The sequence below is a fragment of the Nonomuraea sp. NPDC050643 genome (assembly GCF_040654715.1).
GTDB lineage: Bacteria > Actinomycetota > Actinomycetes > Streptosporangiales > Streptosporangiaceae > Nonomuraea.
Genome location: NZ_JBFAIM010000029.1, coordinates 1 through 26,567, shown reverse-complemented (window position 1 = coordinate 26,567; position 26,567 = coordinate 1). Strand labels below are relative to the sequence as shown.

26 protein-coding genes are annotated in these 26,567 nt (G+C 71.4%); 11 read left to right on the top strand and 15 right to left on the bottom strand.

Annotated features, from left to right (window positions below; all coding sequences use genetic code 11):
* Positions 1-12: 12 nt before the first annotated feature.
* Entirely contained in the window at positions 13-144 is a 132-nt protein-coding gene (locus tag AB0I15_RS33475; RefSeq protein ID WP_358104186.1) for a hypothetical protein, read from the bottom strand.
* Positions 145-601: 457 nt separating this feature from the next.
* On the opposite strand from AB0I15_RS33475, the gene AB0I15_RS33470 reads away from it, so the two are divergent.
* Together AB0I15_RS33470 and AB0I15_RS33465 are read left to right on the top strand one after the other, a co-directional pair.
* Positions 602-1,780 (top strand): histidine kinase, encoded by a 1,179-nt coding sequence (locus AB0I15_RS33470; RefSeq protein WP_358104183.1) that lies wholly within the window; start codon positions 602-604, stop codon positions 1,778-1,780.
* A 56-nt stretch (positions 1,781-1,836) separates the two neighbouring features.
* Positions 1,837-2,583 (top strand): hypothetical protein, encoded by a 747-nt coding sequence (locus AB0I15_RS33465; protein WP_358104180.1) that lies wholly within the window; start codon positions 1,837-1,839, stop codon positions 2,581-2,583.
* A 55-nt stretch (positions 2,584-2,638) separates the two neighbouring features.
* Here AB0I15_RS33465 and AB0I15_RS33460 read toward each other — a convergent pair whose 3' ends face one another.
* Both AB0I15_RS33460 and AB0I15_RS33455 read right to left on the bottom strand, forming a co-directional pair.
* Positions 2,639-4,510, bottom strand: coding sequence for an ABC transporter ATP-binding protein (locus AB0I15_RS33460; protein ID WP_358104177.1), 1,872 nt, complete (start codon positions 4,508-4,510; stop codon positions 2,639-2,641).
* Positions 4,511-4,565: 55 nt separating this feature from the next.
* Positions 4,566-5,357 carry a phytanoyl-CoA dioxygenase family protein gene (locus tag AB0I15_RS33455; RefSeq protein WP_358104174.1) on the bottom strand — a complete coding sequence of 264 codons (792 nt, stop codon included), beginning with the start codon at positions 5,355-5,357 and terminating at the stop codon, positions 4,566-4,568.
* A gap of 102 nt (positions 5,358-5,459) precedes the next feature.
* Here AB0I15_RS33455 and AB0I15_RS33450 point away from each other — a divergent pair, with 102 nt between their 5' ends.
* The 4 genes from AB0I15_RS33450 to AB0I15_RS33435 all read left to right on the top strand — a co-directional run bounded on the left by AB0I15_RS33450 (position 5,460) and on the right by AB0I15_RS33435 (position 9,503).
* Positions 5,460-6,383: an AraC family transcriptional regulator gene (locus AB0I15_RS33450; RefSeq protein ID WP_358104171.1), complete on the top strand. Its 924-nt coding sequence runs from the start codon at positions 5,460-5,462 to the stop codon at positions 6,381-6,383.
* Between the two features lie 118 nt (positions 6,384-6,501).
* Positions 6,502-7,647, top strand: coding sequence for an alpha/beta fold hydrolase (locus tag AB0I15_RS33445; RefSeq protein WP_358104168.1), 1,146 nt, complete (start codon positions 6,502-6,504; stop codon positions 7,645-7,647).
* A gap of 15 nt (positions 7,648-7,662) precedes the next feature.
* On the top strand, positions 7,663-8,856 hold the full coding sequence (locus tag AB0I15_RS33440) for a sensor histidine kinase (protein ID WP_358104166.1): 1,194 nt from the start codon (positions 7,663-7,665) through the stop codon (positions 8,854-8,856).
* The gene (locus AB0I15_RS33435) at positions 8,853-9,503 is read left to right on the top strand and encodes a response regulator transcription factor (protein WP_358104162.1); all 651 of its coding nucleotides are present in this window, start codon (positions 8,853-8,855) and stop codon (positions 9,501-9,503) included. The genes AB0I15_RS33440 and AB0I15_RS33435 overlap by 4 nt, the downstream gene beginning before the upstream one ends.
* Positions 9,504-9,508: 5 nt before the next feature.
* Here AB0I15_RS33435 and AB0I15_RS33430 read toward each other — a convergent pair whose 3' ends face one another.
* Together AB0I15_RS33430 and AB0I15_RS33425 are read right to left on the bottom strand one after the other, a co-directional pair.
* Positions 9,509-9,790 (bottom strand): hypothetical protein, encoded by a 282-nt coding sequence (locus AB0I15_RS33430; RefSeq protein WP_358104159.1) that lies wholly within the window; start codon positions 9,788-9,790, stop codon positions 9,509-9,511.
* A gap of 116 nt (positions 9,791-9,906) precedes the next feature.
* On the bottom strand, positions 9,907-11,424 hold the full coding sequence (locus tag AB0I15_RS33425; RefSeq protein ID WP_358104156.1) for a hypothetical protein: 1,518 nt from the start codon (positions 11,422-11,424) through the stop codon (positions 9,907-9,909).
* 152 nt (positions 11,425-11,576) lie between these two features.
* Here AB0I15_RS33425 and AB0I15_RS33420 point away from each other — a divergent pair, with 152 nt between their 5' ends.
* From AB0I15_RS33420 to AB0I15_RS33410, 3 genes are all read left to right on the top strand, one after another.
* Positions 11,577-12,239, top strand: coding sequence for a response regulator transcription factor (locus AB0I15_RS33420; RefSeq protein ID WP_358104152.1), 663 nt, complete (start codon positions 11,577-11,579; stop codon positions 12,237-12,239).
* Positions 12,236-13,351 (top strand): HAMP domain-containing sensor histidine kinase, encoded by a 1,116-nt coding sequence (locus tag AB0I15_RS33415; RefSeq protein ID WP_358104149.1) that lies wholly within the window; start codon positions 12,236-12,238, stop codon positions 13,349-13,351. Before AB0I15_RS33420 ends, AB0I15_RS33415 begins: the two co-directional genes overlap by 4 nt.
* Positions 13,352-13,509: 158 nt before the next feature.
* Entirely contained in the window at positions 13,510-14,097 is a 588-nt protein-coding gene (locus tag AB0I15_RS33410) for a hypothetical protein (protein WP_358104146.1), read from the top strand.
* A 12-nt stretch (positions 14,098-14,109) separates the two neighbouring features.
* Here AB0I15_RS33410 and AB0I15_RS33405 read toward each other — a convergent pair whose 3' ends face one another.
* Positions 14,110-14,292: a hypothetical protein gene (locus AB0I15_RS33405; RefSeq protein WP_358104143.1), complete on the bottom strand. Its 183-nt coding sequence runs from the start codon at positions 14,290-14,292 to the stop codon at positions 14,110-14,112.
* A 461-nt stretch (positions 14,293-14,753) separates the two neighbouring features.
* Between AB0I15_RS33405 and AB0I15_RS33400 the strand changes: the two genes are divergently transcribed.
* On the top strand, positions 14,754-15,836 hold the full coding sequence (locus tag AB0I15_RS33400) for a TerC family protein (RefSeq protein WP_358104140.1): 1,083 nt from the start codon (positions 14,754-14,756) through the stop codon (positions 15,834-15,836).
* A 64-nt stretch (positions 15,837-15,900) separates the two neighbouring features.
* Here AB0I15_RS33400 and AB0I15_RS33395 read toward each other — a convergent pair whose 3' ends face one another.
* Complete coding sequence (locus AB0I15_RS33395) at positions 15,901-16,428, bottom strand: MarR family transcriptional regulator (RefSeq protein WP_358104137.1); 528 nt, start codon at positions 16,426-16,428, stop codon at positions 15,901-15,903.
* Positions 16,429-16,487: 59 nt separating this feature from the next.
* Between AB0I15_RS33395 and AB0I15_RS33390 the strand changes: the two genes are divergently transcribed.
* On the top strand, positions 16,488-17,207 hold the full coding sequence (locus tag AB0I15_RS33390) for an SDR family oxidoreductase (RefSeq protein WP_358104134.1): 720 nt from the start codon (positions 16,488-16,490) through the stop codon (positions 17,205-17,207).
* A gap of 116 nt (positions 17,208-17,323) precedes the next feature.
* On the opposite strand, the gene AB0I15_RS33385 is transcribed toward AB0I15_RS33390, so the two are convergent.
* The 8 genes from AB0I15_RS33385 to AB0I15_RS33350 form a co-directional block, all read right to left on the bottom strand.
* Complete coding sequence (locus tag AB0I15_RS33385; protein ID WP_358104131.1) at positions 17,324-18,139, bottom strand: hypothetical protein; 816 nt, start codon at positions 18,137-18,139, stop codon at positions 17,324-17,326.
* A 101-nt stretch (positions 18,140-18,240) separates the two neighbouring features.
* Positions 18,241-19,308 carry a glucose-1-phosphate thymidylyltransferase gene (locus AB0I15_RS33380; protein WP_358104128.1) on the bottom strand — a complete coding sequence of 356 codons (1,068 nt, stop codon included), beginning with the start codon at positions 19,306-19,308 and terminating at the stop codon, positions 18,241-18,243.
* Between the two features lie 51 nt (positions 19,309-19,359).
* On the bottom strand, positions 19,360-20,589 hold the full coding sequence (locus AB0I15_RS33375) for a cytochrome P450 (protein ID WP_358104125.1): 1,230 nt from the start codon (positions 20,587-20,589) through the stop codon (positions 19,360-19,362).
* Between the two features lie 32 nt (positions 20,590-20,621).
* Positions 20,622-21,506: a methyltransferase domain-containing protein gene (locus AB0I15_RS33370; protein ID WP_358104122.1), complete on the bottom strand. Its 885-nt coding sequence runs from the start codon at positions 21,504-21,506 to the stop codon at positions 20,622-20,624.
* Between the two features lie 47 nt (positions 21,507-21,553).
* Positions 21,554-22,744, bottom strand: coding sequence for a cytochrome P450 (locus AB0I15_RS33365; protein ID WP_358104119.1), 1,191 nt, complete (start codon positions 22,742-22,744; stop codon positions 21,554-21,556).
* A gap of 41 nt (positions 22,745-22,785) precedes the next feature.
* Complete coding sequence (locus tag AB0I15_RS33360) at positions 22,786-23,994, bottom strand: cytochrome P450 (RefSeq protein ID WP_358104116.1); 1,209 nt, start codon at positions 23,992-23,994, stop codon at positions 22,786-22,788.
* A 15-nt stretch (positions 23,995-24,009) separates the two neighbouring features.
* Positions 24,010-25,146, bottom strand: coding sequence for a class I SAM-dependent methyltransferase (locus tag AB0I15_RS33355; protein WP_358104113.1), 1,137 nt, complete (start codon positions 25,144-25,146; stop codon positions 24,010-24,012).
* A 5-nt stretch (positions 25,147-25,151) separates the two neighbouring features.
* On the bottom strand, positions 25,152-26,414 hold the full coding sequence (locus tag AB0I15_RS33350; RefSeq protein WP_358104110.1) for a cytochrome P450: 1,263 nt from the start codon (positions 26,412-26,414) through the stop codon (positions 25,152-25,154).
* Positions 26,415-26,567 lie beyond the last annotated feature (153 nt).

Genomic DNA, 26,567 nt, shown 5'->3' with positions numbered 1-26,567 from the left:
CGCGGAGCCGCTCTATCCGGTGTAGCGCTTGGTGCTGCGGCTCCAGGCGTTGTTGCCGCTGATCCAGGATCGGATGTTCGACAGGTAGGCGGCGACGTTGGAGGTCTGCTCCGGCAGGCCGTAGTCGGCACCGCCGAGGTCCACGGGCCGCTCGGGCGGGACGGGACGGAGCCGTCGGTCGGGCGGGTCAAGCCGGCACCTCCGTGGCGGGGCGGGAGAAGGCGTTCGCGTGAAGGGTTCCCGCGCGCCACGGTCACATAACGTCATCGAAGGTCACGCTTCGTCGCTCGTCGTCCGCGCCGTCGACCACCGCTACGACTTCCGCGGTAGAGGCGGGGCGGCGTACGGCGTGGGTTGACCCCTGCCCGCCCGGCCGTACGGCGGAGGTTGCAGCGATCCTCACTCGGTGGGTTGACGCTCCGCGGCCCGCTTTTCCTGACAATGGTGCCGGTTCCCCTCAGGTGCGGCGTGCCGTCGAGAACGCCGTGACGTGACCCTCTGGAGGCTTCATGCGCCACCGCACCTCCCGCGCCCTGACCGGCCCGGCGACGCAGGGCGTACGGCGCTGGCGCGCATGACGTACCGGCCGTAGTGTTCGATCATGGTGCGGCGAGCCCTGGACTGGTGGAGCGAGCACCCTCAGCTCGCCGACGCGCTGCTGGCCGCGGCGGCCTGCACGTTCCTCCTGGTGGAGGTGCCCTACAGCGATCACACCATCGCCAGCCCCGGCAGCCTGCCGGTGACGTTCTGGGGCGACCTGCTGGCCTATGCGAGCCTCGCCGTGCGGCGCCGGTATCCGGTGCCGGTGCTGGCGTTGGTGTGGACGCTGTGGCTCGCCGGCGGCCGGTGGGACATCTGGGCGGAGTGGAACGCCTCGTGGGCGGAGCTGAGCACGCCGACCGCGCTCATGCTCGTGCTCTACACCGGCGGCCGGTGGACCTCCTCGCGGTGGCCGGTCGTCTTCCTCGCGGGCACGCTGCTGCCGGCGCTCGTGACGGTGGCGCGGATGTGGGCGGGGCCGGTGCTCCCGGAGCCTCCCGACGACCTGTACGTGGTGTCGTTCGTGACCTGCGCGGCGGCCTGGGGGCTGGGCAGGCTGCGGCGGTCGGAGGCCGAGGCGGTGGCGCGCGCCGCGGCCCGCGCCGAGGAGAGCAAGGCCCAGGTCGCGCTGGCCGAGGAGCGCATCCGCATCGCCCGCGAGCTCCACGACATCGTGGCGCACAACGTGAGCGCCATGGTGATCCAGTCGACGGGCGCGGGCGTCGCGCTGCTGAACGACGACAAGGCCGAGGCGAGGGCGGCCGTCGAGGCGATCGGGCACGTGGGCCGTACCGCGCTGGCCGAGTTGCGGATGCTGCTCGGCGTGCTGCGGGAGGGTCCGACGCTGCCGCAGCCGGGGATCGAGGCGATCCGGGAGCTGACCGAGTGGCTGCCCATCGACGTACGATTACGCGTCGAGGGCCCCACTCGTCCCGCACCCCCTGACGTCGGCCTGGCCGCGTACCGGATCGTGCAAGAGGCCCTGACGAACACGCTCAAGCACGCCGGCAAGGACGCCAACGCCGAGGTGACGCTGCGTTACGCGGATGACGGGCTGCACATCCAGGTCACCGACGACGGCGTCGGGGGCGTCGGGGGCACGGAGCGGGGGCGGGCCGGCGCGTTCGGGCACGGGCTGATCGGCATGCGCGAACGCGCCGAGGCACTCGGCGGCACGGCGCAGGGGGGACCGCTGCCAGGCGGCGGGTTCGGGGTCGAGGTGACCCTGCCGTGGGAGTGAGCCGCGCCGCCCGGCCGTGGCCGCGCCGTGATGCGGTTGCGGCATGATCCCTCGTCATGAAGAAGATGATCACTGGTGCGGCGGCCTGTGGAACGCTCCTGGCGACCGGCACGCCGGCCCAGGCGGCGCCCAAGGATCCCGTGCGCGCGCTGACGGCCCAGTTCGCCCCCGGGCAGGGGGTGCGTTTCACCGAGAAGGCCAACTGGTCCGACGGCACCGACACGTTGCAGGCGCAGACCAGCAAGGGCGTGTTGCAGTTCGATCGGAAGGGCCTGGCGGCCTACGACATCACGACCACCTCGTGGGACGACGAGAAGTCCCGCACGATCGCGATCGGCAGGACCGCCTACCATTCCGGCGGCATCCTGACCAAGATGCTGCCGAAGGGCAAGACCTGGTTCAAGCGCAAGGGCGGCGGCGCGCCGCCCGGCGTGTACGGGCAGATCCTCAACCCCGCCGAGCCCACGACGCTGTCGGCGCTGATCGAGAACGGTGCGAGGGCCGGTGGCAAGGTCGCCGGTGTGATCACGTTCAAGGAGCTGGCCAAGGTGTCGCCCTGGTTCGCCCGCTCGGGGGTCAGCACGTGGGCCGCCGAGACGAAGATCGACTACACGCTGACCCTGACCTCGGCGGGCCTGGTCGGCAAGCTGTCGAGCTCGTACACGGCCACGGGGGTGAAGAACGACTACAGCGAGTTCGAAGGCAGCGTCGTCACCGTCGACACCCGATACACCGGATGGGGGAGCAAGGTGTCGGTCAAGGCGCCGAATCCCAAGACGGTGACGGACAAGCTGTTCGACTGAGCCGGTCCCTCTCTCGCGTGACGCGAGAGAGGGGGTGACGAAGGCCGGCCGGTCGTCAGCGGTAGGCCGTGGCCTGGAGGGTGTACAGCTCCTGGTACAGGCCGTCCGCGGCCATCAGCGTCTCATGGGTCCCCTGCTCCACGACCTTGCCGTGCTCCAGGACGTAGATGCGGTCGGCGTAGCGGACGCTGGCCAGGCGGTGCGTGATCAGCAGCACGGTACGGCCGCCGGCGTGGTGGCGCAGGCCCTCGAACGCGGCATGCTCGGCACGGGCGTCGAGGGCGGCGGTGGGTTCGTCGCAGATGAGCAGGTCGGCGTCGCGGTGGAAGCCGCGGGCCACGGCGATGCGCTGCCACTGGCCGCCCGACAGCTCGTGGCCGTCCTTGAAGCGGCGGTCGAGCAGGGTGCGGTAGCCGTGCGGCAGGCCGGCGATGACGTCGTCGGCCCCGGCGACGGCGGCGGCCGCGTGCAGGGCGGGCTCACCTTTGTCGGTGCCCATGGTGATGTTGTAGCGGGCGGTCAGCGGCCAGCGGGTGTGGTCCTGGGCGATGACGGCGGTGCGCAGGCGGACCGCGTCGGGGTGGACGTCCGCCAGATCGATGTCGTCCCAGCGGACCGCGCCGTCGTCGGGTTCGTACAGGCCGGAAAGGATCTTGGCCAGGGTGGTCTTGCCGGAGCCGTTCTCGCCGACGAAGGCGATCACCTCGCCGCGCTCGATCTCCAGGGACACCCCGGACAGCGCCGGGGTGTCGGAGCCGGGGTAGGAGAACGTGATCCCCTCGGCGGTGATCCGCCGGAAGCCGGTCAGCGCCGGGGTGGCGGGGCGGGCGCCGGGCCGGCGGCGCCCGTCGGCGCAGAGGTCGAGGAACGCGGTGAAGTCGGTGAAGTAGAGGCCCTCCTCGTAGAGGCGGTTGGTGGCGTACATGAGGTTGGCCAGCGAGGTCTGGGCCGATTTGATGGCCAGGACGGCGGTGCCCGCGACGGCGAGCGGGATCGCGGCCACCGCCAGCAGCAGGCCGAGGGCGATGTAGACCAGCGCGGCGCCGATGCCGCCCATGGCCTCGCCGATCAGCCGCGTGATCGTCTGCCGTCTGGCGAGGGCGAGCCGGACGTCCTGCTCGGCCGTGGCGACCGCGTCGTACATGCGCAGCAGGAAACCCCGCATGGTGAACGCGCGGACTTCGGCGGCGGCGGCACGCTCGGCGAGCAGCTTGCCGATGATCCACTTGCGGCGGCGGGCGGGAATGAGCGCGTATTCGGTGGTGTAGCGCATGCGGGCGCTGCGGACGGCGGCCCACGAGTCGGGCAGGACGGCGAGCAGCAGCAGCGGCAGCAGGACGGGATGCAGCACGCCCAGCACGCCGGCCACGGCGATGAGCCCGATGCCGGCGGTGAGCACGTCGATCGTGGAGGCGACCACGGTCGAGGCGACGTACATCCCCCGCGCGGTGGCGCGTTCGAGGGCATCGTGGAAGTCGGGGTCGTCGAAGGCCGCGAGCGTGACCTCGCTGGTGAGGCTGTAGAGCCGCTCCTCGGTCAGGCGGGAGATCTGGGGGTTGAGGCGGGCCTGGGCCCATCCGGCCCCGGCCTGCACCGTCGCCCGCATCGCGGCGGCCGCGGCCACCAGGGCGAAGCTGGGCAGCGCGGCCAGCACCCGGTCGAGCGTCGGCCCGGCGGTGAACAGTGCGGTGAGCGCACCCGTCGTCGCGAGCAGCCCGAAGGCGGTGAAGGCGCCGCCGAGCAGGTTGAGGACGACGGCGCACAGGGTGTCGCGGGGACTCGCCCGCCAGGCCACCTCCATGGCCTGGCGGATGAGGGAGGGCAGGCGTCTGGCGATCGTGCGGAAGCGGACTTCGGCCATCTTGTCGGCGTGGCCGTACCAGTCGGAGATCGTGATCTCGCCCATGTCCAGGGCCTCTTCTGCCATGACGCAGAGTATGAAGGCCGTCACCGACAGTTTCGCGCCAGGGTCCGGTGACGGCCTACGCCCAGGGGCGGGGGAAGGCGTCGCCGTCCAGCCGGTCGCCCACGGTGAGCCCGAGAGGGTCGGTCACGACGTGCTCGGCCCCGCTGTAACGGGTCGCCTCGTCCATGTAGATGGTGACGTGCGCGAGCCGGGCCTGGCCGGTGCGGTTGGGCAGCGCCATGTGGCCGGTGTAGCCGCTGTGGAAGGTGCAGTCGCCGGCGCGGAGCGGCACGGTGACGCGAGAGATCCAGCGCAGCGACGGGTCCGCCGCGAACAGGTCCTCCTCATGGTGGAGGTCCTGCGGGCGCAGGCCGGTGCGATGCTGGGTGCCGGGCAGGAAGGTCATGCAGCCGCGCTCCGGCGGAACGTCGACCAGCGCTATCCACGCCGACAGCGGGAGCCGGTCGCCCGCGTGCGGCCAGTACGGACGATCCTGGTGGAACTCGGTGGCGGCGTTGTTGTGCGGCTCCTTGACCAGCATCTGGTCGTGCCACAACCGCAGCGGGAACCCGGCGAGCTGTTCGGCGATCCGGCCGAGCCGCACGTCGAAGGTGAGCTCCCGCAGCGTCCGGTCGTGCTGCCAGACGTTGACGAGCTGGCTGAAGACGCCCTGCCGCTCCAGGCTCTCCGCCCTATGCGCCTCCAGGAACGCCTCGGCCCCAGCCCGGAAGCGCTCGACCTGGCCCGGATCGAGGACGCCTCGCACTCGGACGAAACCGTGTTCGCGGTACGCCGCCACCAGGTCGTCCGGCAGCCGGCCGTCGGCGCCGACGTCGCTGCCGGACTGCTCGTTCGTGGTCGTTGTCATCGCTGACCTCCGTGGTTCCTTGCTGTCGGGATACCGACCAGCGTCGTCGTTGTACGCCGTCAGGGCTAGGCCGATCCCGGCGGACAGTCGTACGATTCCGACATGCCTGCCACGCTGCACGAGCATGAGCTGTTCGCCGGGCGCCCGGTCCTGGGCGGCGTCCACCACGTGGATCTCGACATCGACCCGCACGCGCACGACTTCCTCGAGATCGCCGTGATCGGGACCGGCCACGGCCGGCACCTGACCAGCCAGGGCGCGCGCCCGCTGCGGCACGGGCAGGTCATCGTGCTCCGCCCCGGCGCCTGGCACGGATTCCGCGACTGCGCCGGCCTGACCGTCGCCAACTGCTGCCTGTCCGCCCAGGCGCTGCGAGGCGAACTGGCGGCGCTGTACGACCTCCCGATGCTGCGCCGGATGTTGTGGACCGACCCGGTGGCCTCCGGCACGCACGGCGTGGCGGTCACGACCGTCGATCCGGCCGCCGCCGACGAGGCCATCACAGAGATCGGCCGGCTCGAACGAGACCTCGGGGCCGGTCAGAGCCGGCCGGGCCGGGTGCTGGGCCGGCTGATCACCGTGCTCGGCGTGCTGGCCGACGGTCGTGACCCCGAACCGGAGACGCTCGACCCCGCCGTCCATCCGGCCGTCCACCCCGCCGTCGCCGCCACCATCGCCCGGCTCGAGGCGGCGCCCGCGCACCCGTGGCGGCTGGATGATCTCGCCCGGGCGGTCAATCTCGATCCCGCCTATCTCGGCCGGCTGTTCGTCCGGTACGTCGGGTTGACGCCGCTGGGCTTCCTGGCCCGGCTGCGGGCCGAGCGGGCCGCCACGTTGCTGGCCCACTCGACCCTGCCGGCCGCCCGCGTCGGCGCCGCCGTCGGCTGGGACGACCCGACGTACTTCGCCCGCCGTTTCCGGACCCTGGTCGGGCTCACGCCCACCGAATACCGGCGGCGCATCCGATCGGCCGCCCATGCGCCGCTCGGCGCGGCGAAGACCGGGGAGGGCATCGGGGGCTGGTGACGCGGCCCCCGTTCACGACGCCGCGCCTCGGCCTCGAAACCGATGGCGCCCGGCGGGAGCGAAAGATCTGCCGAACGGCAGATGCGGCGCCCCGCGCCGCCCGGCCAGCATGTCCCGCATGAACCTCGTCCTCAGGTCCGCCGTCGGCGCCCTGGCTCTGCTGGCATCACTCGCTCCACCGGCGAAGGCGGCCGAGCTGTCCTGGGCAGACTGCGGTGACGGGCCGGCATGCGCCCGGTTGACGGTGCCGGCCGACTGGGCCCGGCCGGCACAGGCCAAGATCACTGTGGGGCTGGCGAAGCTGCCCGCGAAGAACCAGGCCACCAGCAAAGGGGTGCTGCTCGTCAAGACGGGCGGCCCTGGCGCGCAGATCCGCATCCTGCGGCAGGCCAAGGCCACCTTCGAGGACCTGACCACCTGGTTCGACGTGGCGATCTTCGATCCGAGGGGGTTCGGGACGTCCAGCGGCATCACCTGCCCCACGCCCGCGCCGTTCACGTACGAGTGGGTCTTCCCCGACAGAGCGGCCTTCGACGCCTACGCCGCGAAGAACCGCGCCTTCGGCGAGACGTGTGGCAAGGAGGCGGGCCCCCTGTCGGGCCGCCTCACCTCCTGGCAGGCCGCCCACGACATGGACGCCATCAGGCGGGCGCTCGGCGAGTCCAGGCTGACCTACTTCGGCAACTCCCATGGCACCGCGCTCGCCCAGGCCTACGTGGAGCTGTTTCCCGGCAAGGTCGGGCGGATGTACCTGGACAGCGTGATCGACCACACCACGATCTCGCTGCGCGACTGGCTGAAGCGGCGTGCGAAGGCGCTGGAGGGCAACTTCCATCGCTTCGCCGGCTGGTGCGAGCGGACCTCCACCTGCGCCCTGCACGGCAAGGACGTCGAGGCGGTCTGGGACGAGGTGCTCGCCACGGCCCGCCGCGAGCCGATCCCCGCGGGTCCCGGCGTCACGGTCACCGACACGCAGATCGTCTCCCGCTCCGGCTTCGCCTACCAGGAGATGTGGGAGCGGATGGCCACCGGCATCTCCCAGGCGCAGGCCGGTGACGCCACGTTCTTCACCAAGGTGGAAGGACTCCCGGATCCTGACTTGTCGCGCATCTTCATCTGTGCGGAGTTCCCCTACCCCGGCTCCCGCTACCTGAACGCGACCGGCGACCACGCCCTGTATCTCAGCGGGAACACGTGCGTGCGGGAGCATGTCCACCGCTACCTGACCACGGGCGCGCTGCCGCCGGTCGGCGCCTCCTGCTGACATAGCGTGGCCGCCGTGAACCGTCATCCTCCGCAGCCGCCGGCGTCCCCGCGGTGGCCCCGGCTCCGCGCCCTCCGACGCGTCCGGGCGGTGCGGGAAGGGGGGCTCCTGCTCGCCACCGTCGTCCTGCTCGTCACGTTGACCGTGCTGGACGGCGGCGGCGGTCCGGGGCGGACCGGGGCGCTCCTCCTGGCCGGCCTCAGCGTCCTGGCGGCGCTCCCGCTGCCGCTGCGGGCCCGCCATCCCCTGGCGGGGGCCCTGCTGTCGGCCGCGGTGACGCTGCTCGGCCTGCAGGTGATCGGCTGGCCGGGGAGACTGGTGACGATGGCGATGTTCGGCGCGGCGGCCTACCACCTGCCGCACCGTCCGTGGCTCGTGCCGGGCTGCTCCGTCGAGTGGACGCTCGGCTACGGGCTGGTGCTGCCGGCGGCCCTGCCAGGCGTGTCGGGGGTCACCGACCTGGTCGTGATGGGCATCGCGCCCGTGGCCGTCGGCCGCGCCCTGCGGCTGCACAGCGAACGCGCCCGCCACCGAACGCTGCTGGATCAGGCCGAGACCAGACGCGCCGTGGCGGAGGAACGCGCGGCGCTCGCCCGCGACGTGCACGACAGCGTCGGCCACCACCTGACCGCGATCCACATGCAGGCCACCGCCACCCGCCGGACGCTGCGCGGGTCGTCCGCGACCGCCGACACGACCCTGGGCACCATCGCCGACCTGTCCACCACCGCTCTGCGGGAGGTACGCGCCCTGCTCGGCACGCTGCGTGACTGGCCCTCTGACACGAGCGCCGATCTGGAGGGCATCGAAGAACTGGCCCGCCGGCTTTCGATCCCGCCGTTGCGGATCACCGTACGCCGCGACGGCCCGCACGACCCGCTGCCGCCCGGCGTGGCCCACACGGTCTACCGGGTCGCCCAGGAGGCGCTCACCAACGCCGTCCGGCACGCGCGGGCCACCGAGGTGGTGGTGAGCCTGCGACGCGATCACGGTGAGGTGACGCTGGCCGTTCGCGACAACGGTCCGGCCGTCCCGCACCCCGCCGCGCAAGGGCGCGGCCTACGAGGAATGACGGAACGCGTGCTCCAGCACGGCGGCACGCTCATGGCCGGCCCGCGGCCACCGGGCGGATGGCTCGTCCAGGCGACGGTCCCGATCGCCCCCGCACCGGTCGCACCTCCCGTGGCGGTCCGGGAGGATCGAGCATGACCATTCGCGTGGTGATCGCCGACGACCAGCCCGCCGTGCGGAACGCGCTGCGACTCACTCTCGAGAGTGAGCCCGACATCGCGTTGGTGGGCGAGGCGGCCGACGGCGTGGAGGCCGTACGCCAGGCGCTGTGGCGGCGGCCCGACGTCGTGGTGATGGACCTGCGGATGCCGAAGGCCGACGGGATCTCCGCGATCCGGCGGCTCATGGCCACCGAGACGCCGCCCCCGACGCTCGCGCTGACGACCTTCGACACCGACGAGTACCTGTTCGGCGCGCTCCAGGCGGGCGCCGCCGGGTTCCTGCTGAAGGACAGTGGTCCGGAGTTGCTGCTGGAGGCCGTACGGGTGCTGCACCGTGGTCAGGGCCTGCTCGACCCGCAGGTCACCACGCGGCTCATCCATCGCTTCGCCGCGCTGTCGCCTGCCCCGGCCACCGGCGCTCTTGACCGGCTCACCGCCCGTGAGCGGGAGGTGCTCCACCAGTTGGCCGGCGGTCTCAGCAACAGTGAGATCGCCAGGGCCCTGACCATCGAGGAGGGGACGGTCAAGACGCACATCGCCCGTATTCTCCACAAGCTGAGCCTGCGGACGCGCGTACACGCCGTCATCTACGCGTATGAGCACGGGCTGGTGCGTCGCCGCTGATCCGATCAGTACCAGTCGAACCAGAACATGTCGGGGTAGGGCCCGGAGTGATAGCAGAGGCTGACGCCGTAATCGATGTCCCATTCCCTGCGCGATCTCTGGCATTCCTGCCAGGTCCGGAACGGGCCCACTCGTCCGCCCATGACATGGGCGGAATCATTGGCCGATGATCCTGCCACGCTGACGCGGCCGTTTTCGGCCGCCATGGCCGGCGGTGCCAGCGCTGCCGGCACGACCAGCGCGGCGGCGACGGCGGCCGTGACCGCGAATTCTTTGACGAGCCTCATTTATCAGCTCCATTCCACTGTCCAGTAATCCTGGCTGGACAAAGTTTAAGAAAACGCGCTTCCGGTGATCTGTCGTCATTCTCTCGTCCGCCTGTCGCGGTGCGGCTCCCGCGCGCTCAGGTGGGCGGCACCGGACGTGGCGCCTTCCCGCGGTGCGCGGCGATCGCCGCCCCGAGGGCGAGGGCGGCATATCCGCAGGTCACGGTCAGACCCGCCCACGGCGGGAGCGGGTAGTAGCCGCCGATCAGTGACAGGTCCACGTCCACGTGCGCGAACGTGGGAACGCTCTGCGTGATCGCGAACCCGGCGGCAGGGGTGATCATCAGCAGCCAGGGCACCAGCCCCACGGACGCCAGCAGGTAGGGCGCGACGACCAGCGCGACGGCCAGCACGATGGCGATGACGGCCCGCCTGACCAGCGCGGCGAGGCCCAGCGCCAGCACGGCGGCGGCCGCGCTCAGCGCCGCGTAGCCGACGATCACCCGCAGCTCGGTCACCAGGGTGATCGGCTGAATGGGGTTCTGATGGGCACGCAGCAGCGCCAGGCCGACGGGGACGACCACTCCCGAGGTCACCAGCCCCGCCGCGAACGCGACCGCGCCGACCACCACCGCCTTGGCGGCCAGCAGTCGTGCCGGCGGCGGACCGGTCCCGATCAGCCCTCGCCGGTGCTCCGTGGTGGAGAACAGGACCGCCACCACGAGCACCAGGATCAGCCCGACGCCCCCGCCGATCAGCATGAGGTCGGCGCGCAGGCCGCCCCCCGCCGTCGCCGGCCCGATGTCACCGACGCCGGTCACGAGGAGCCTGCCGCCGGACTCGACGACCCGGCCCGGATGGTGCGGGCTCTTGCCGTCGGGCCCCAAGGAGACGCCGACGTCGTCGTGCCGCCACGAACCGTTCGCGCCTTGCAGCGTGATCCGGTCGAAGGTGGCGGTGGCCTCGGCGAAGGCCCTCGCCATGTCCCACACCGCGCCGGGCGAGGCGGCGAACAGCCCGATCTCGACCGTCTCCGGCAGCCCGGCCCGCTCGACCGTGCCGACCTTCGCCCACCTCTCGCCGTCGCCTGACTCGTAGCCGGTGATGGTGTCGCCCGACCTGGTCAGCCGCAGCCACCGCGGACCCCGCACCGGACCGCCGGCCACGTCGTGGGTGAAGTCGTGCTGCATCCGCACGCCATGAGCGCCGGTGATCATGACGGCGGCGTACGGCGTGCCCTGCGTGAGGCTCTGCCTGACCAGGAGCCCGGCCTTCGCCCAGGGCACCGCGCCCGCCTTGACGTTGCGCACCCCGGGTACGGCGTCCGGCATCCGCATCTGCCCGGTCATGTCCGACACGCGGGCGGTGATGCTGCCGTTTCCCTTGAGCGGCTGGTGCACGAAGTAGTACTTGTCGCTCACCGCCGTGCCGTCGGGTCCCAGCAGAGGCGCGGGGCAGGGGCCCTCGCCCCGGTAGGTCACGCAGGCGCTGCGGGCGCCCCCGGCGACCAGCAGTCCGAGCGACACGGTGACCAGCACGGAGGCCGCCATGGTGAGCACCCAGCCCCGCGTGGAGCGGAACGTGGCCCACTCCGCGCGCAGTGACGCGGCGAAGCCGGCCCGTCGGCCGGGTGGGTGAGGCGTGAACGAACTCATGCCGACGGTTGTACGCGGCACCCGGTTCCGGCCGGGTCGCGGCGGCTGCGACCTGGCTGCGACCGGGGATCTGGCATCGTTGCGGGCATGGCATCCCGACCCGGCGGCAGGTTCGGCCGCCCCGTGCGCGCGACGACCGGTGGTGGGCGGCGGTGAGGGTCCTCGTCGTCGAGGACTTCGAGGTCCTCGCCCGTTCCATCGGCACGGGGCTGCGCCGTGAGGGCATGGCCGTCGACGTCGTCCTGGACGGGACCGCCGCCCTCGACCGCCTGGCCGCCGTCCGCTACGACGTGGTGGTCCTCGACCGCGACCTGCCCGGCGTCCACGGGGACGAGATCTGCCGGCGGCTGGCCCACGGCCGCTGCGAGACCCGCGTCCTGATGCTCACCGCCTCCGGCACGATCGAGGATCGCGTTGACGGGCTCAGCCTCGGTGCCGACGACTACCTGGCCAAGCCGTTCGCGTTCGCCGAACTGGTCGCCCGCGTCCGCGCCCTGGCCCGCCGCGCCACCCCGCCGCTGCCGCCCACCCTGACGTGCGGGGACATCACCCTCGACCCGGCCCGCCGTACCGCGTTCCGGGCCGGGCGGCGTCTCGAGCTGAGCCCCAGGGAGTTCGCCCTGCTCGAATGCCTGCTGGCCGTGCCCGGCCTGGTCATCTCCGCCGAAGAGTTGCTGGAGCGTGTCTGGGACGAGGCCGCCGACCCCTTCAGCAGCGCCGTCAAGCACACCATGCACCGGCTGCGGGCCAAGCTCGGCGACCCGCCCGTGATCGAGACCATCCGCGAAGGCGGCTACCGCATCGGACCGGCATGACCTCCCAGAGGCTCGCCGGCAGGTCCCTGCAGACGCGGCTCGCGCTCGCCTACGCGGCGGGCATCTACGCCGCCGGGGTCTTCGTGCTCGTCATGGTCGCCGTCCCGCTCGCCAGCATCGACGCGGCCACCTCCAAGGACCACCCCTCGTCGAGGGTGATCACCGAGACCGGGCCCGGGATCGGCCTGCCCCAGCTCCTCACGGGATCCGCCGTCGCGCTCGTCCTCCTGGTTCCCCTCGCGCTGGCTCTCGGCTGGTACGTCGCCGGCCGCTTCCTGCAGCCGCTGCGCGCCATCACCGCCACCGCCAAGGTCATCTCCGCCGGAGACCTTCATCGGCGCCTCGACCTCGGCGAGCCCACGGACGAGTTGACCGAGCTCGGTCACACCCTCGACGACCTGTTCGCCCGCCTGCAAGCCTCCTTCGACGCCCAGCGCCACTTCGTCGCCAACGCATCCCACGAGCTGCGTACCCCTCTGGCCGGGCTGCGCACCCTCCTTGAGGTCGCGCTCGCCGACCCCGACGCCGACACCGGCACGTTGCGCGCGGCCTGCCAGGACGCCCTCGCCCTCGGCGCGCACCAGGAACGGCTCGTCCAGGCACTGCTCGCGCTGGCCACCAGCGAGCGAGGCCTCACCCGCCGGGACACCTTCGACCTCGCCCACGTCGTCGAAGGAGTGCTCGCCTCCCGCCGCGACCTGGCCGCGCAGGCCGGCCTCGACCTCGCCGTACACCTGACGCCCGCGGTGACGGCCGGCGACCCGGGACTGATCGAAAGCCTGGTCGCCAACCTCGTCGACAACGCCGTCCGCCACAACCACGCGGGCGGGCACGTGGAGGTCACCACGCGGACCTCCGGCACTCAGGCGGCCCTCACCGTCACCAACAGCGGCCCGGTCATCCCCGGCGACCAGATCCAGCGCCTCTTCCAGCCCTTCCAGAGGCTGGCGCCCGAACGTCACGGCCGCCGCGACGGCTACGGTCTCGGCCTCGCCATCGTCCACGCTGTCACCCGGGCCCACCACGCCACCCTCAGCACCGGCGCACGCCCCGAAGGCGGCCTGTCCATCACCGTACGGTTCGCGCCCCCTTCGGATCCGAACCGTCCCTGACGAGTCCGGCTCGACCGGACACCGGGATCACCCTCCTGCCGGAGACCGGCTCACCATCGCAGCCCGACACGTCCCAAGGGCGGAACCGCATGGAACGCCCTAACGCATGGGCGCCTCCTCGCTGCGCCCTTCCACGACAGGACGCGAAAGGGGCCGTCATGGCCAAAGCAGATCTCACCAACATCCCCCGGGCGCTGGACGCCCTCATCAGGACCGCCCGCGAACCCCTGCGCCGGCACATCCTCGAGGTCGTCAGGCGCCACTACCTGCTGGAGCTCACCGGCCGCTGGCCGGAGTTGTTCGCGCCCGACATGATGGTCGAGGAGCCGGTCTACTTCCTCGACCTCGACGGGGCCAGCGTGACCTTGACCGGCAAGGAGGTGCAGGCGTTCTACGAACAGCAGGTCGGCCACATGTTCTCCGTGCACGACCCCGTGCTCACGGTCAGCGACGCCGGATTCTGGGCCGACTCCTCGTTCCACTTCTACATGACCGGCCATGAGCTCGCGGCCCAGGGCTTCCCGATCGAGCCGTCCGACGACTGGTTCACCAAGCGCAACCGGATCCTCATGTACTGGCCGCATGACCGGCGTGGGCGCATCATCGGCGAGCACGTTCACGATCACGTCGCCGCGCGCGAGATCGTCCCGATCGCCACCCGCGACGTGATCACCCTGGACGACGCCGTACGCACGCTCACTCCGCTGATCCGCCCGCTGCCGCGCTTCCCGGCGGCGCAGGAGTGAGACGCCGGTTCGTCACAGGTAGTAGTAGACGTCCACGGAGCCGTCGCTGCGATTGGAGAACGCGGCCTCCCCCGCGCCCTGCGCAGGGGGCCTGTTGACGAACTCGGCGGCCCCTTCCGGAGAGGGTGAGACGGTGGCGTGCCATATTTTGGTGGATTCATCCAGACCCAGCGCCCGCTTCGCGTTGGACGCCATTGTCTGCTTGTCCGCGGATCCGCCCTGAGACATGATTCGGCACCTCCTTGGGCCCTTTTCTGGGCCTTTCCCGGGTTGTCAGTTATCTCGTGCAGGTCAAGTGTCGAAGGCCTCCCAGGGAGATGTGGCGGGCCGCGCCGTTCCACCGGTTTCCCTACCGAACATTGCCTTCGACATGAATGTGCGGCACCTGGACGGGTCCGTCGGCACCCGCCCGGCCGGGCCGCCGAGGGCCCCTTCGGCGGCCCGCGCCGAGCCAGGGCCTCACCAGGGGGATGTTGGCTTATCCCATTCGGTATGTATGATCGCAGGCGAAGTGGAGGGGAGTACTCCTTCGCGGCCGCGTCGTCATCACGGACCCGCCCTCGGGGCCCGGCGCGGTCGGTCCGCGACGCTGCGGGCGGAGAAGACCTCCGACGGACGTGCCAACGCCAAGTCGGAGGAGCGCTATGCCCCCACCTATGTCCGTGCCCGCCTGGCTGTGGGCGGCCACCATCGCCGCTCTGCTCGGGCTCGTTCTCCTCGATCTGATCATCGTCAACAGGAGACCCCACAAGGTCACGATCGCCGAGTCGGCGCGCTGGATCGCCTTCTACATCGGCTGTGCCGTCGCTTTCGGCGCAGCCGTGTGGATCTTCGGCGGCGATGAACAGGCGGCCTCGTACATCACCGGCTACATCACCGAGTACACGCTGAGCGTCGACAACCTGTTCATCTTCATGCTCATCATGGCGAACTTCGCCGTGCCCGCGATCCACCAGCACCGCGTGCTGCTCATCGGGATCATGATGGCGCTGGTCATGCGCGGGGTCTTCATCGGCGTGGGCGCGCAGGCCGTACAGCGCTTCAGCTGGGTGTTCTGGCTCTTCGGCGGCATTCTCATCTACACCGCGTGGAAGTTCGCCTTCGGCAGCAAGGACGACGAGGACTACGACCCCAACGGCGGCGTCGTACGGCTGGTGCGCAGGCTGTTCCCGGTCACCGACGCCTACCACGGCTCACGGCTGACCATCAAGCACGACGGCCGCCGCATGCTGACCCCGATGTTCATCGTCATCATCGCCATCGGCGGCGCGGACCTGGTCTTCGCGGTCGACTCGATCCCCGCGATCTTCGGCATCACACAGGACGCCTACCTGGTCTTCGCGGCCAACGCGTTCGCGCTGATGGGGCTGAGACAGTTGTACTTCCTGCTCGGCGGGCTTGTGGAGAAACTCGTCTACCTCACCTACGGCCTGGCGATCATCCTGGGCTTCATCGGCGTGAAACTCGTGCTGCACGCCCTGCACGAGAACGAGCTGCCGTTCATCAACGGCGGCGAGCACGTCACCTGGGTCCCGGAGATCAACAACTGGATCTCGCTGGCCGTCATCGTCACCGTGCTCGCCGTCACGACGGGGGCCAGCATGCTCAAGTCCCGGCGCGACACCCGCCAGGCCGTCGAGCCGTCCGTGCCCGACCCGTCCGTGCCCGACCCGTCCGTGCCCGACCCGTCCGTATCCAAGCCGTCCGTGTCCGAGCCCGCCGACCAGGCGCGCAACTGACCGGCGGGCAGGCTCGCCGACCGTCGGCGAGCCTGCCCCGGACGCACAACCGCCGGCCCCTTGATCAGGTGTGAGGCGGCGCCGTGGCCGACATCCGGTGCCGGACGTCGATGGTCAGCCTCTCCAGCAACGTCGCGAGCGTGACGCGTTCGGCCGCGGTCAACCCGGCGACCAGGGACGCCTCGCGGCCGAGGACCGAGTCGACCGATCGTTCGATGAGCGCGTGACCCTCGTCCGTCAGGGACACCGCGACGCTCTTGCGGCCCGTGTCGCCGGGGCTGCGCCGTATCAGGCCCGTACGCTCGGCCCTGGCCACGCGCTGCGAGATCGCGCCGGCCGTCACCAGGGTGCGGCGGGCCAGCTCGCGGGTGCTCAGCCGGTAGGGCGGGCCGGAGCGGCGGATCACGGAGAGCAGGTCGAGCGTGGCCGCGTCGATGCCGGCGGCGCGCAGGACGCGGGCGCGGTCGTCGGCGAGCATCTTGGCCAGCCGCCAGATCGGCGTCACGATCTCGATGGAGTCGGTCGGCGTGCCGGGGCGCTCGCGCTGCCAGGCGGCCGCGATCTCCGCAGGGCTGGTAGGGGTGTCGGTCATCCGCTGTGAGAACCCTCCACTATATTTAGGTCTAAACATATCAGCCGTCAGGAGGAATCATGGGCAGAACCGTCCTCGTCACCGGGGGAACCAGCGGCATCGGCAGGGCCGTCGCCGCCCGCTTCGCCGCCGACGGCGCCGACGTCGTCATCACCGGCCGCCACCGGGACACCGTCGAGTCCGCGGCCGAGGAACTGGGGGTGCGCGGGCTGGCCTGCGACGCCACCCGCCCCGAGGAGGTCGCCGCCCTGGCAGGGGAGCCGGCCGGGTCGCTCGACGTGCTCGTCAACGCCGCCGGTGGCCTGCCCGCCGCCCCGGACGCGGGCGCTCCGCCGCTGGAGGCGCTCGCCCGGCAGTGGCTGTCCAGCGTCTCCGCCAACGTGCTCACCGCCGTGCTCACCACGGCGGCGGTCCGCGACCGGCTCGCCCCGGGTAGCGCGATCGTCAGCCTCGGGTCGATCGGCGCCGAACGCGGCGGCGGCTCCTACGGCGCCGCCAAGGCCGCGCTCGCCGCCTGGAACGCCTCCCTGGCCGCCGAGCTCGGCCCCCGCGACGTCACCTGCAACGTCATCTCCTCCGGCTACGTCGCCGGCACCAACTTCTTCGGTGACGGGATGACCGAGGAACGCCACCGCAGGCTCGTGGAGGAGACCCTGCTCAAGCGGCCGGGCACACCCGACGACATCGCCCGGACCATCGTCTTCCTCGCCTCTCCCGGCGCCCGGCACATCACCGGCCAGACCATCCACGTGAACGGCGGCGCGTTCACCACCCGCTGAAAAACGGAGCCGGTCACCGTGCCTCACGTGTTCCGATCCGCGAGCAGCGGCCGATGGACGACCTCCTTCGCCGACCGTCCGGGATGGACCACGGCCCTGACGCCGCCGAGCACCCGCTAACGGCCCGCGACCACCCGCTGCCGACGGTCGTCCGCGAGCTCATGGGCCGTCCGCGCCCACCAGATCGGCCCGAACACGTTCAGCGCCGCGAGGACCCACCCCAAGGCCAGGGCCTCGATCGGCGGATTCCACATCCGCCAGTTGACGGCGTTGACGACCAGCAGCGCGAGGAAGGCCACCAGGTCCAGCACGCCATAGCGCACGGTGGCGGCGCTCCACCGGCCGTCGCCGCGCTGACCGCGCAGCATCATCACCTGCCAGGCGACACGCACCAGCCCGAGCACCTCGAACACCAGCCACACCGGCACGGGTCCCAGCCCGCCCTCCGAGGTCGCGGTCGGGACCAGCACCCGGCCCAGGGCCGCCCCCGCCACACCGACCACCCCCAGCGCGAGCGCCACCGTCCGGAACCCGGGCAGCGTCCCCGTCAGGACCAGCGCGAACAGCACCACCAGCGCCACCCGCACGACCAAGGAGACGACGGACGCCACCTCCTGGTACAGGCCGCCGCCCTGGCTCCAGGGGATCAGGTTCACGGCCACGCCCAGGTAGAGAGCAAGCCGCAGCGCGACCGCCTCACGCTCCTGCGGCGGACGGGGCACCCGTACGACCGGCCCACGCAGGACCTGCCAGAGCATCCAGGCCCGTAGCGAGCCGATCAACGCCGGCACGAACCCGTTTCCGGACCACCCCGGGGGCGGCCCGGGCCACGGGGACCACACGACGACCGTCCAGGCGGTGCCCACCTCACCGGTGACGGCGGAGAACACGATGGCCGCGACCACGGCGGCCAGGTAGAGCACGACGATCACGGCAGCCGCGGGGCCGTAGCGGTAGCGGCGGGCGGCTGACCAGGCTTCAGCGAGAATGCGAAGATCCTATCGGTGAGTTCGCGCCCTCGTCACCGGGCCCTTCACGACCGGATCTGCACCTTGCTGTGGTCGCCCAGCACGAGACGGTGGGCCCGGGGGAGGTGGGGCGCGGGCGTGACCTCGACGTCGTGGCCGATCAGGGACGCCTCGATGCGGCCCACGCCGTCGATGGAGGCCCGCGGCAGCACGATCGAATACTCGATCTCGCTTTCGGTGATGACGCATCCGGCCCCGATGGAGGTGTACGGACCGACGTAGCTGTCGCGGACGCGGGCGCCGGCGCCGATGATGGCCGGGCCGACGACCCGGGACCGCTCGACCGAGGCGCCGGGCTCGACGACCACCCGGCCGATCAGCTCGCTGGCGCCGTCCACCCGGCCGTCGGCCCGCGCGTCCAGCGACTCCAGCACGAGCCGGTTGACCTCCAGCATGTCGGTGACGTTGCCGGTGTCCTTCCAGTAGCCGGAGATCACCGAGGAGTCGACGCGCAGGCCCGCCTCGATCAGCCATTGGATCGCGTCGGTGATCTCCAGTTCACCCCGCCACGACGGCTTGAGCTCGGCCACCGCCGCGTGCACGGCCGGGCTGAACAGGTAGACGCCGACGAGCGCCAGGTCGCTCCTGGGCCGGACCGGCTTCTCCTCCAGCCCGACGACCCGCCCGCTCGCGTCCAGTTCCGCCACGCCGAACCGGCGCGGGTCCCCGACCCGGGTGAGCATGACCTGGGCGGCCGGCCGCGCCCGTGCGAACCGCTCCACCAGGCCGTTGATGCCGCCCACGATGAAGTTGTCGCCCAGGTACATGACGAAGTCGTCGTCGCCGAGGAACTCGCGGGCGATCAGCACCCCGTGCGCCAGGCCGAGCGGCGCCTCCTGCCGCAGGTACGTCACCTGCAGCCCGAACGCCGACCCGTCGCCGACGACCGCCTCGATCTCCGCCTGCGTGCCGCCGACCACCAGGCCCACCTCCGTGATCCCGGCGGCCGCGATCGCCTCCAAGCCGTAGAACAGCACCGGCTTGTTGGCGACGGGGACCAGTTGCTTGGCGGAGGTGTGGGTGATCGGCCGCAGCCGGGTGCCCGACCCTCCCGCGAGTACGAGTGCTTTCACCGCTGCTACGCCCTTCTCCACGGGTGACGACGGACCTGGTCCTCCAGAGGGTCAGGCCAGCCTGGCGGGCAGCGTCTCGACGATGCGCGTCTCGATGATGTCGCTCCACCTCGGTTCACCGGCCGAGGTCAGGGCCGGGAACCGCCGCCGCAGACCGGTCAGCACGTGCGCCATCTCCGCGCGGCCCAGCGCCGCGCCACTGCAGTGGAACATGCCGTAGCCCATGTTCAGCATGCGGTGGGTGTTGCGGCTCGGGTCGAACCTGTCCGGGTCGGGGAAGACGCCGGGGTCGCGGTTCGCGCCGGCGAGCAGCATGCGGATCGACGACCCCGCCGGGATCGTGACGTCGCTCATGTCCACGTCGTCCAGCGCGATGCGCGGGATCGGCGTGTACAGCACGACGCCGTCGTGGCGCAGCGTCTCCTCGACGAACGCCTGCACCTTCGACTCGTCGTCCCCGTCGCACCACGAGCGGTACTCGGTGTGCGACAAGAACGCCTGCATGCCGCGATCGATGCCGGAGATCGTGCTCTCGTACCCGGTCATCCACATGATCCAGAGGATCGCGATGAGCAGCTTGTCGTCCTCGGGCGCGTAGCCGTCGTGGACCTTGACCAGCCGGGTGATCATGTCGTCCCGCGGATCGGCCCGCCGCTCGGCGACCCGCGCCCGGAAGTAGTCCTCGACCGCGTCGCTGGCCTCGTCGGCGGCCAGGACGACCTTCTCGTCGGTGGTCACCAGCGCCTGCATCATCAGCGCGATCGTGTCGGCGATCCACTCCTTGTCCTCGGTGGGCACACCCACCCGGTCGGCGAACACGAACTGGGTGAGCGGGGTGGACACCTCGGCGTGCAGGTCGACCGTCTCGCCCGCGGCGAGCCTCGGCGCGATGCCGTCGAGGATGTCGCCCAGGTGCTCCAGGATCCGCGGGCGCAGCTTCTGCACCCGCGCCGCCGTCATGTCGCGCGCCATGACCGACCGCAGCCGCGTGTAGTGCGGGTGGTTCTTCGACGCGAACGCCGCGATCTGCTTGCTGATCGACGGATGGTGGTGTTTGTCCGGCGGGATGTCCCGCCAGATCGAGGTCTCGTCCGGCACGGTGAACGCCGTACCGGTGTGCTGCATCGTGTAGAACACGTCGTCGTAGCTGCTGAGCAGGTAGAAGCCGAACTTCGTCTGGTGCACGGGATCGTTCTCGCGCAGCCAGTGCAGGAACGGGTACGGGTCCCTGCGGTATTCGGGACGTGCGAGCTCGTCGAGCGCGTCGATGGCGACGGTCACGGGGAACCTCCAGGGCGATGACGATGTAGGGGCTAGGCGAACGGGCAGCCGCCGGCGCCCGCCTGCGGGGTGTGCGCCACGAAATACGCGACAGGGAAACCGAAACGGACCTTGCCGTCGGCGTCGGCCTGCGCCGTCGCCTCGGCGATCAGCGCCTGCTCGACCACCGCGCGGCGGTCCTGCGGGACCGCGTCCCACACCGCTCGCATGCCATGCCGCTGTGTCCAGCGCACGAGCCCGTGAGGGGTGTCGGCGACCACCGTGACCTCCTCGCGGTGTTCGGCCACGTCGACGAAACCGGCCTCGGCCAGCAGGCCCGCGACGGCCGACAGATCGAGCAGGTCACCGTTGACCAGCCTGGCCAGCATGGGGTGCGAGCGCAGCACCTCCTCAGGGATCTCCGCGGCGATCCTGCCGATGTCGACCGGGCCGGACTTCCACGCGCCGACCTGGTTGCGGGTGTCGGGCGCGGTGAAGGCCAGCGTGCCGCCGGGCTTGAGCAGGTGCGCGTAGTTGCGGAACGCGGAGGCGAGGTCCGGCAGCATGACGATGCTCATGCTGCCGGTGATCGCGTCGAAGTCCTGCGGCGCGAACGCCGGGTCCTGCCCGTCCATGAGGCGCACCTGGATGTTGCGCACCCCGGCCGCCTTGACCGACGCGCCGAGCGCCTCGACCATGCCCACCGAGACGTCGATGCCGAACACCAGGCCCTTGGGGCCGACGGCCGCGGCGAGAGGGAACGTCACCGCGCCACGGCCGCAGCCGACGTCGAGGACCTGCCCGCCCTCCTCTACTCCGAGATGGGTGACGAGCCGTTCCGCGACGGGTTTGAAGAACAGGACGCCCTCGGTGTCGTACTCGCCGGCGACCTTGTCGAAGACGCCGTCGAACGCGCCCTTCGTTCGCGTCTGGACCATGGAAGACCTTCCGAAATCTCGTGGATGGAAATTGCTGGACAGGGATGTCACCACTGGACGGGAATGGCCTTGGGGGAGCGGAGCAGCCCGCCCTCCTGCCACTCCAGGTCCCCCCACGGCACCGCGAGCCGCAGGGTGGGGAACCGGGTGGTGAGTCCGCTCAACGCCTCCTGCATCATCACGCGCGCGAGCGGGGCGCCCGTGCAGTAGTGAGCGCCGCCACCGAAACCGAGGTGCCGCCCCGCCTCCTGGCGGGTGAGGTCGAGCCGGTCCGGATCCGCGAACACCTCCGGGTCGCGGTGCGCCAGATGGTGCAGCGGGATGACCCCCTCGCCCTTGCGGACGAGCCGGCCGCCGACCTCCACGTCCTCCTGCGCCACCCGGACCGGCAGGCCGCTACGGGACAGGCGGGAGAAGCGGATCAGCTCCTCGACCGCGGTGGGCACGTGCTCGGGGTGCCGCACGAGCCACGCGTAGTGGTCGGGGCGCTTGAGCAGCGCGGTGAAGCAGACCGCCATCTCCTTGAGCGAGGCGTCGTTCGCGGCCACGAGGATCAGCAGCAGGTTCTGCACGATCTCCTCGTTGGTGAGGCCACCGGTCTCCTCACCGATGCGGATCAGGTCGGAGGTGAAATCGTCGCCGGGGTCGGCGCGTTTGGCCCGCACCAGATCCTCGCCGTACTTCTGCAGTTCGGCGGCCGACTCCATGATCTCGACGGCGGTGAACGACGTCGTCTGCTGGATGTGGTCGGCCCATCTGACGAACGGGTCCCAGTCCTGCTCGGGAGCGCCGTAGAGCCGGCAGATCATCGTGACGGGCAGCGGGGTGAGGAACGCGGCCAGCAGGTCGACCGGCCTGCTCGTGCCGAAGCCGTCCAGGAACCGCTCGACGAGCGCGCGGATCGCGGGCCGCTGCCGTTCCTGCGCGGCGGGGGTGAGCGCCTTGAGCATCGCCCGGCGTACCCGCGTGTGGTCCTCCTTCTTGAGCTTCGGCAGCATCTCCGGCGTCGCCTGGGCGGGCGTCGTCTTCGGAGACTCCGCCTCGAACGCCGCGGGCCTGCTGAACCGGGGGTCGGTGATCGCCTGGCGAGCCGTCTCGTACGTGAGCGCCACCCACGCCTCGGTGCCCTCCTCGGTGAGGGCACGCACCAGCGGGCCGCTCTCCCGGAACTTCAGCGCGATCGGGTCGTCCTCATCGGCTTCCCGCAGCACGAACGGGAAGAGCGGGAGCTCAATCATCGGTGTTTCCTTTCATCCGGGTCAGGCACAAGTCATCCGGGTCAGGCACGGGGTGACCACTCGACGGGGAGCCGCAGCGGTCCGCGCTGCAGGCCGCCCTCCTTCCACGGCACCTCCTCCGCCGGCACCGTCAGCCGCAGGCCCGGGAGCCTCCGGGTGAGCTGGGTCAGGGCCGTGACGAGCTCGAGCCGGGCCAGCGGGGCGCCGAGGCAGAAGTGCGGGCCCGCGCCGAACGACAGGTGCTTGATCGCGTCCTCGCGGGCGAGGTCGAGGTCGTTGGGGCGGGCGAACAGCGCGGGGTCGCGGTTCGCGACGTGGTGCAGCACGGCGACCGTCTCCCCGGCCCGGACGGGCTGCCCGCCCAGGTCGACGTCCTCCACCGCGACGCGGATGAGCATTCCCGTCGGGGACAGCAGGAGGTAGCGCAGCAGCTCCTCGACGGCGTTGGGGATGAGGTCCGCGCGCTCGCACAGCCGGACGTACTCCTCGCGGCGCGTCAGCAGCAGCAGCAACGAGTTCGACAATTGCTTGAGCGTCGTGTCGTGGCCCGCTCCGAGCATCAGGAACAGGTTGTTGACGAGCTGGTCCTCGGTGAGCCGGGCGCCGTTCTCGGTGACGTGGATCAGCTCGGTGGTGAGGTCGTCGCCGGGATTGTCCCGCTTGTACGCCACCAGCCCGCGCATGTACGTCTGCAGGTGGCCGATGCCCTCACCGATCTCCCGCGGGGTGTAGCCGGTGTCGCCGAGCATCCGGTCCGTCCAGTCCATGAAGTCGCCGCGGTCCTCGTACGGAACGCCGAGGAGCTGGCAGATCACGGTCACCGGCAGCGGCGCGGTGAGGTGCTCCACCAGGTCGAGCGGCGGGCCCACCCTCTCGACCTCGTCGAGCAGGTCGCTGACCAGGCCCTCGATCCACGGCCGCAGGCGCTCCACCGTGCGCGGCGTGAACGCCTTGGCGAAGAGCCTGCGCGCGGCGAGGTGCTCCTTGCCGTCCATGCTGATCAGCAGGTCCGGCACGGCGTTGCCGATCTTCGGGCCGTCCGGCGCGACGGCGGCCTGCCGGGAGAAGCGCGGGTCGGTGACGACCTGCCGCGCGGTCGCGTTGCCGAGCGCCACCCACAGCTCGCCGCCGTCGCGGTACCGCGCCCGCACGACCGGAGCGTCGCCGAGCAGCTCGATGCCCTGGGCGTCGGCGTCGAGCGCGCTCGACCGGACGAACGGGAACTCCGGGAGCGGACAGGTTCGCGTCATCGCAGGTCTCCCCGGTCACAGGAACAGCGCGGACTTGGCATGGGTCACCCACGCGGGGGCGCCCCGCTCGCTGTTCAGCCCTTTGTGGATGAACGCGATGTTGTGATACAGCGACAGGCCCGACACCGTACGGTCGGTGAGCGACGGCTCGTAGGCGCCGTCGCGTACCAGTTGCTGGTGGTTGAGCCCGTCGAGCAGCTCCTTGATGAACCCGACCGTCGTCGCGGGGGAGCTGAGCTCGGTGCTGCTGCCGCCCCATCCCGGCCAGTACGACGCGCCGAGGTCCTCGATCACGTAGAGGCCACCCGCCCGCAGATGGGGGAAGAGCGTGCCGAACGAGGTGATGACGTGGCTGTTCACGTGGCTGCCGTCGTCGATGACGACGTCGAACGGCCCGTGCTCGGCGACGATCCGGGTCAGGAACCCCACGTCGTCCTGCGCGCCGAACACCGACCGCGCGCGTGGCGGGGTGATCAGCGCCTTGTCCTTGGAGTCCAGCCGGAGCAGCTCGCCGCGCCGGAAGTAGTGTGTCCACATGCGCATCGACTCGCCGCCGTCGCAGCCGATCTCCAGCACGCGCACGCGGCCGTCGCGGAACCGGTCGAAGTGCCGCTCGTAGGTCGCGGTGTACCAGTGCCTGCCCCATTTGTCGGTGCCGGTGCCGATCGCGAGCTCGGTCAGGCCGGCCGGGTTCTGCGTCGCGGCCCGGGAGGCCGACCGGGCGGCGGCGACGGCGTTGGCGCGGCGGCGGGCGAGCTGCCCGGTGGGGTCGGAGCCGGGCGGGCCGTCCGGGGCGTTGAGGGTGATCTCCCTGGTGGCGACGTGGGTTCCGGCCTCGCCGTACACGGATCGGATCAGTTCGGTGAGGTCCTGACGGATCACCACGTCCGGCTCGGCGAGCGTGCCCGCCTCCACGGTCGCCGCGCCGCCGCCTCCGACGGTGAGCACGTAGCCGATCCGCGCGCCGCCGAAACCCAGGTCGAACTGGACCGGCACCTTCTCCTCCGGGCCGGGCAGCACGCCGGTCAGCGCGGCCACCTCGGCCAGCACGATCTCGGCGATCGCGGCGGGGCCCAGGGCGGCCACGGCGGGGTACGCCTCGTGCTCGGGCAGCATCGCGAGGGCGAGGACGGATTCTGAGGTCGCGGCCACGGGGGTCATCCCTTCCGGGTTCGGGTGGGTCGTCCCAGCACGACGGGCAGGACGTTGATGCGACGGGTCATCCACTCGGACTCCCATCCCACCTCGCTCTCCTCGCTGAGCCGGGCGTTCGGGAAACGGTGGAGGAACGCGGTGAGCGCGATCCGGGCCTCCAGGCGGGCCAGCGGCGCGCCCAGGCAGTAGTGGTGGCCGAGCCCGAAGCTGATGTGACCGCGGCCCGCCTTGGGGTCGAACTCGTCGGTGTCGTCACCGGCGTTCTCGCTGTGCGGGCAGCGGTTGGCCGCCGCGACGTTGATCTGCACGGGTGCGCCCGCGGGGATGAGGTAGCCGCCGAGGTCCATGTCCTCGGTGGCGAACCGCCAGGTGGCGTGCGGGAAGGGCGGGTGCACCCGCAGCGTTTCCTCGATCCACGCGTCGATCTGCCCCGGCGTACGCGGCCGCTCGTGCCCGCCACGGCGCAGCGCCTCCAGGATCCCGGCGGAGATGAGGCTCGCCGTGGACTCGTAGCCCGCCATCACCAGGCCGACCGTCCAGGTCACGACCTCGTTGACGGTGATCGCCTCCTGGCCGTCGACGGCGTCGAGCAGACCGGTGATCAGCCCGTCGTCCAGCGGGCCGGGATCGCCCGCCCAGCCCGCGACCGCGCCGGCCAGCGCGCCGACGCCGCCGACGCGCGTCTCCTGCGAGGGCGAGTAGATGATGGCGTCGGTGGCCTGCCGCATCACCGCACGCATCCCGGGCCGCAGGCCGAGCATGTCGCAGATGAACGCGAGCGGCAGCGGGTAGGTGTAACGCTCGACGAGGTTGACCTCGCCCGCCCCGCCGGCCCCGCCGCTGCCGGCCCCGCCGGTGAGTTCGTCGAGCAGGTCTTCGGCGAGGACCTCCAGGCGGGCGCCCCACTTCTCGGCGTTGCGCGGCGTGAAGATCCGCGCGTGCAGCCGCCGGATGCGGGCGTGCTCCGCGCCCTCGCTCATCACCATCGTACGAGCGACGTCGGCGCGCGGCTGCGAGCCGAGCATGACGCCGGGCACCCGCATCCACTCGGGGGTGAGCTCGATGTCCTTGCTGAGCCTCCGGTCGGTGAGGGCGGCGCGCACCAGCTCCATGTCGGTGACCGCCCACGCGGTGCCCCCGTAGTAGCCGACCCTGACGACCGGCGCGGTACGGCCGGCCGCGATCAGGCTCGGCATGACGTCGACGGGCGCCGGGATCGTCGGCACGTCGGCGTACGGCGCGTCCAGTAGTTCTTCGGATCTCACGGCCGGCCTCCGGTGAGCGGCGCCGTACGGGCGCGGATCAGCTCCTCGATCAGCCCGGCGGCGCGGCGCGGGCCGTCGTGCCGGGGGCCTGCCCGGTCACGCAGATCATGGGGATCGAGTCGGCCAGCGCGGTGTAGAGGCCGGTGATCATGT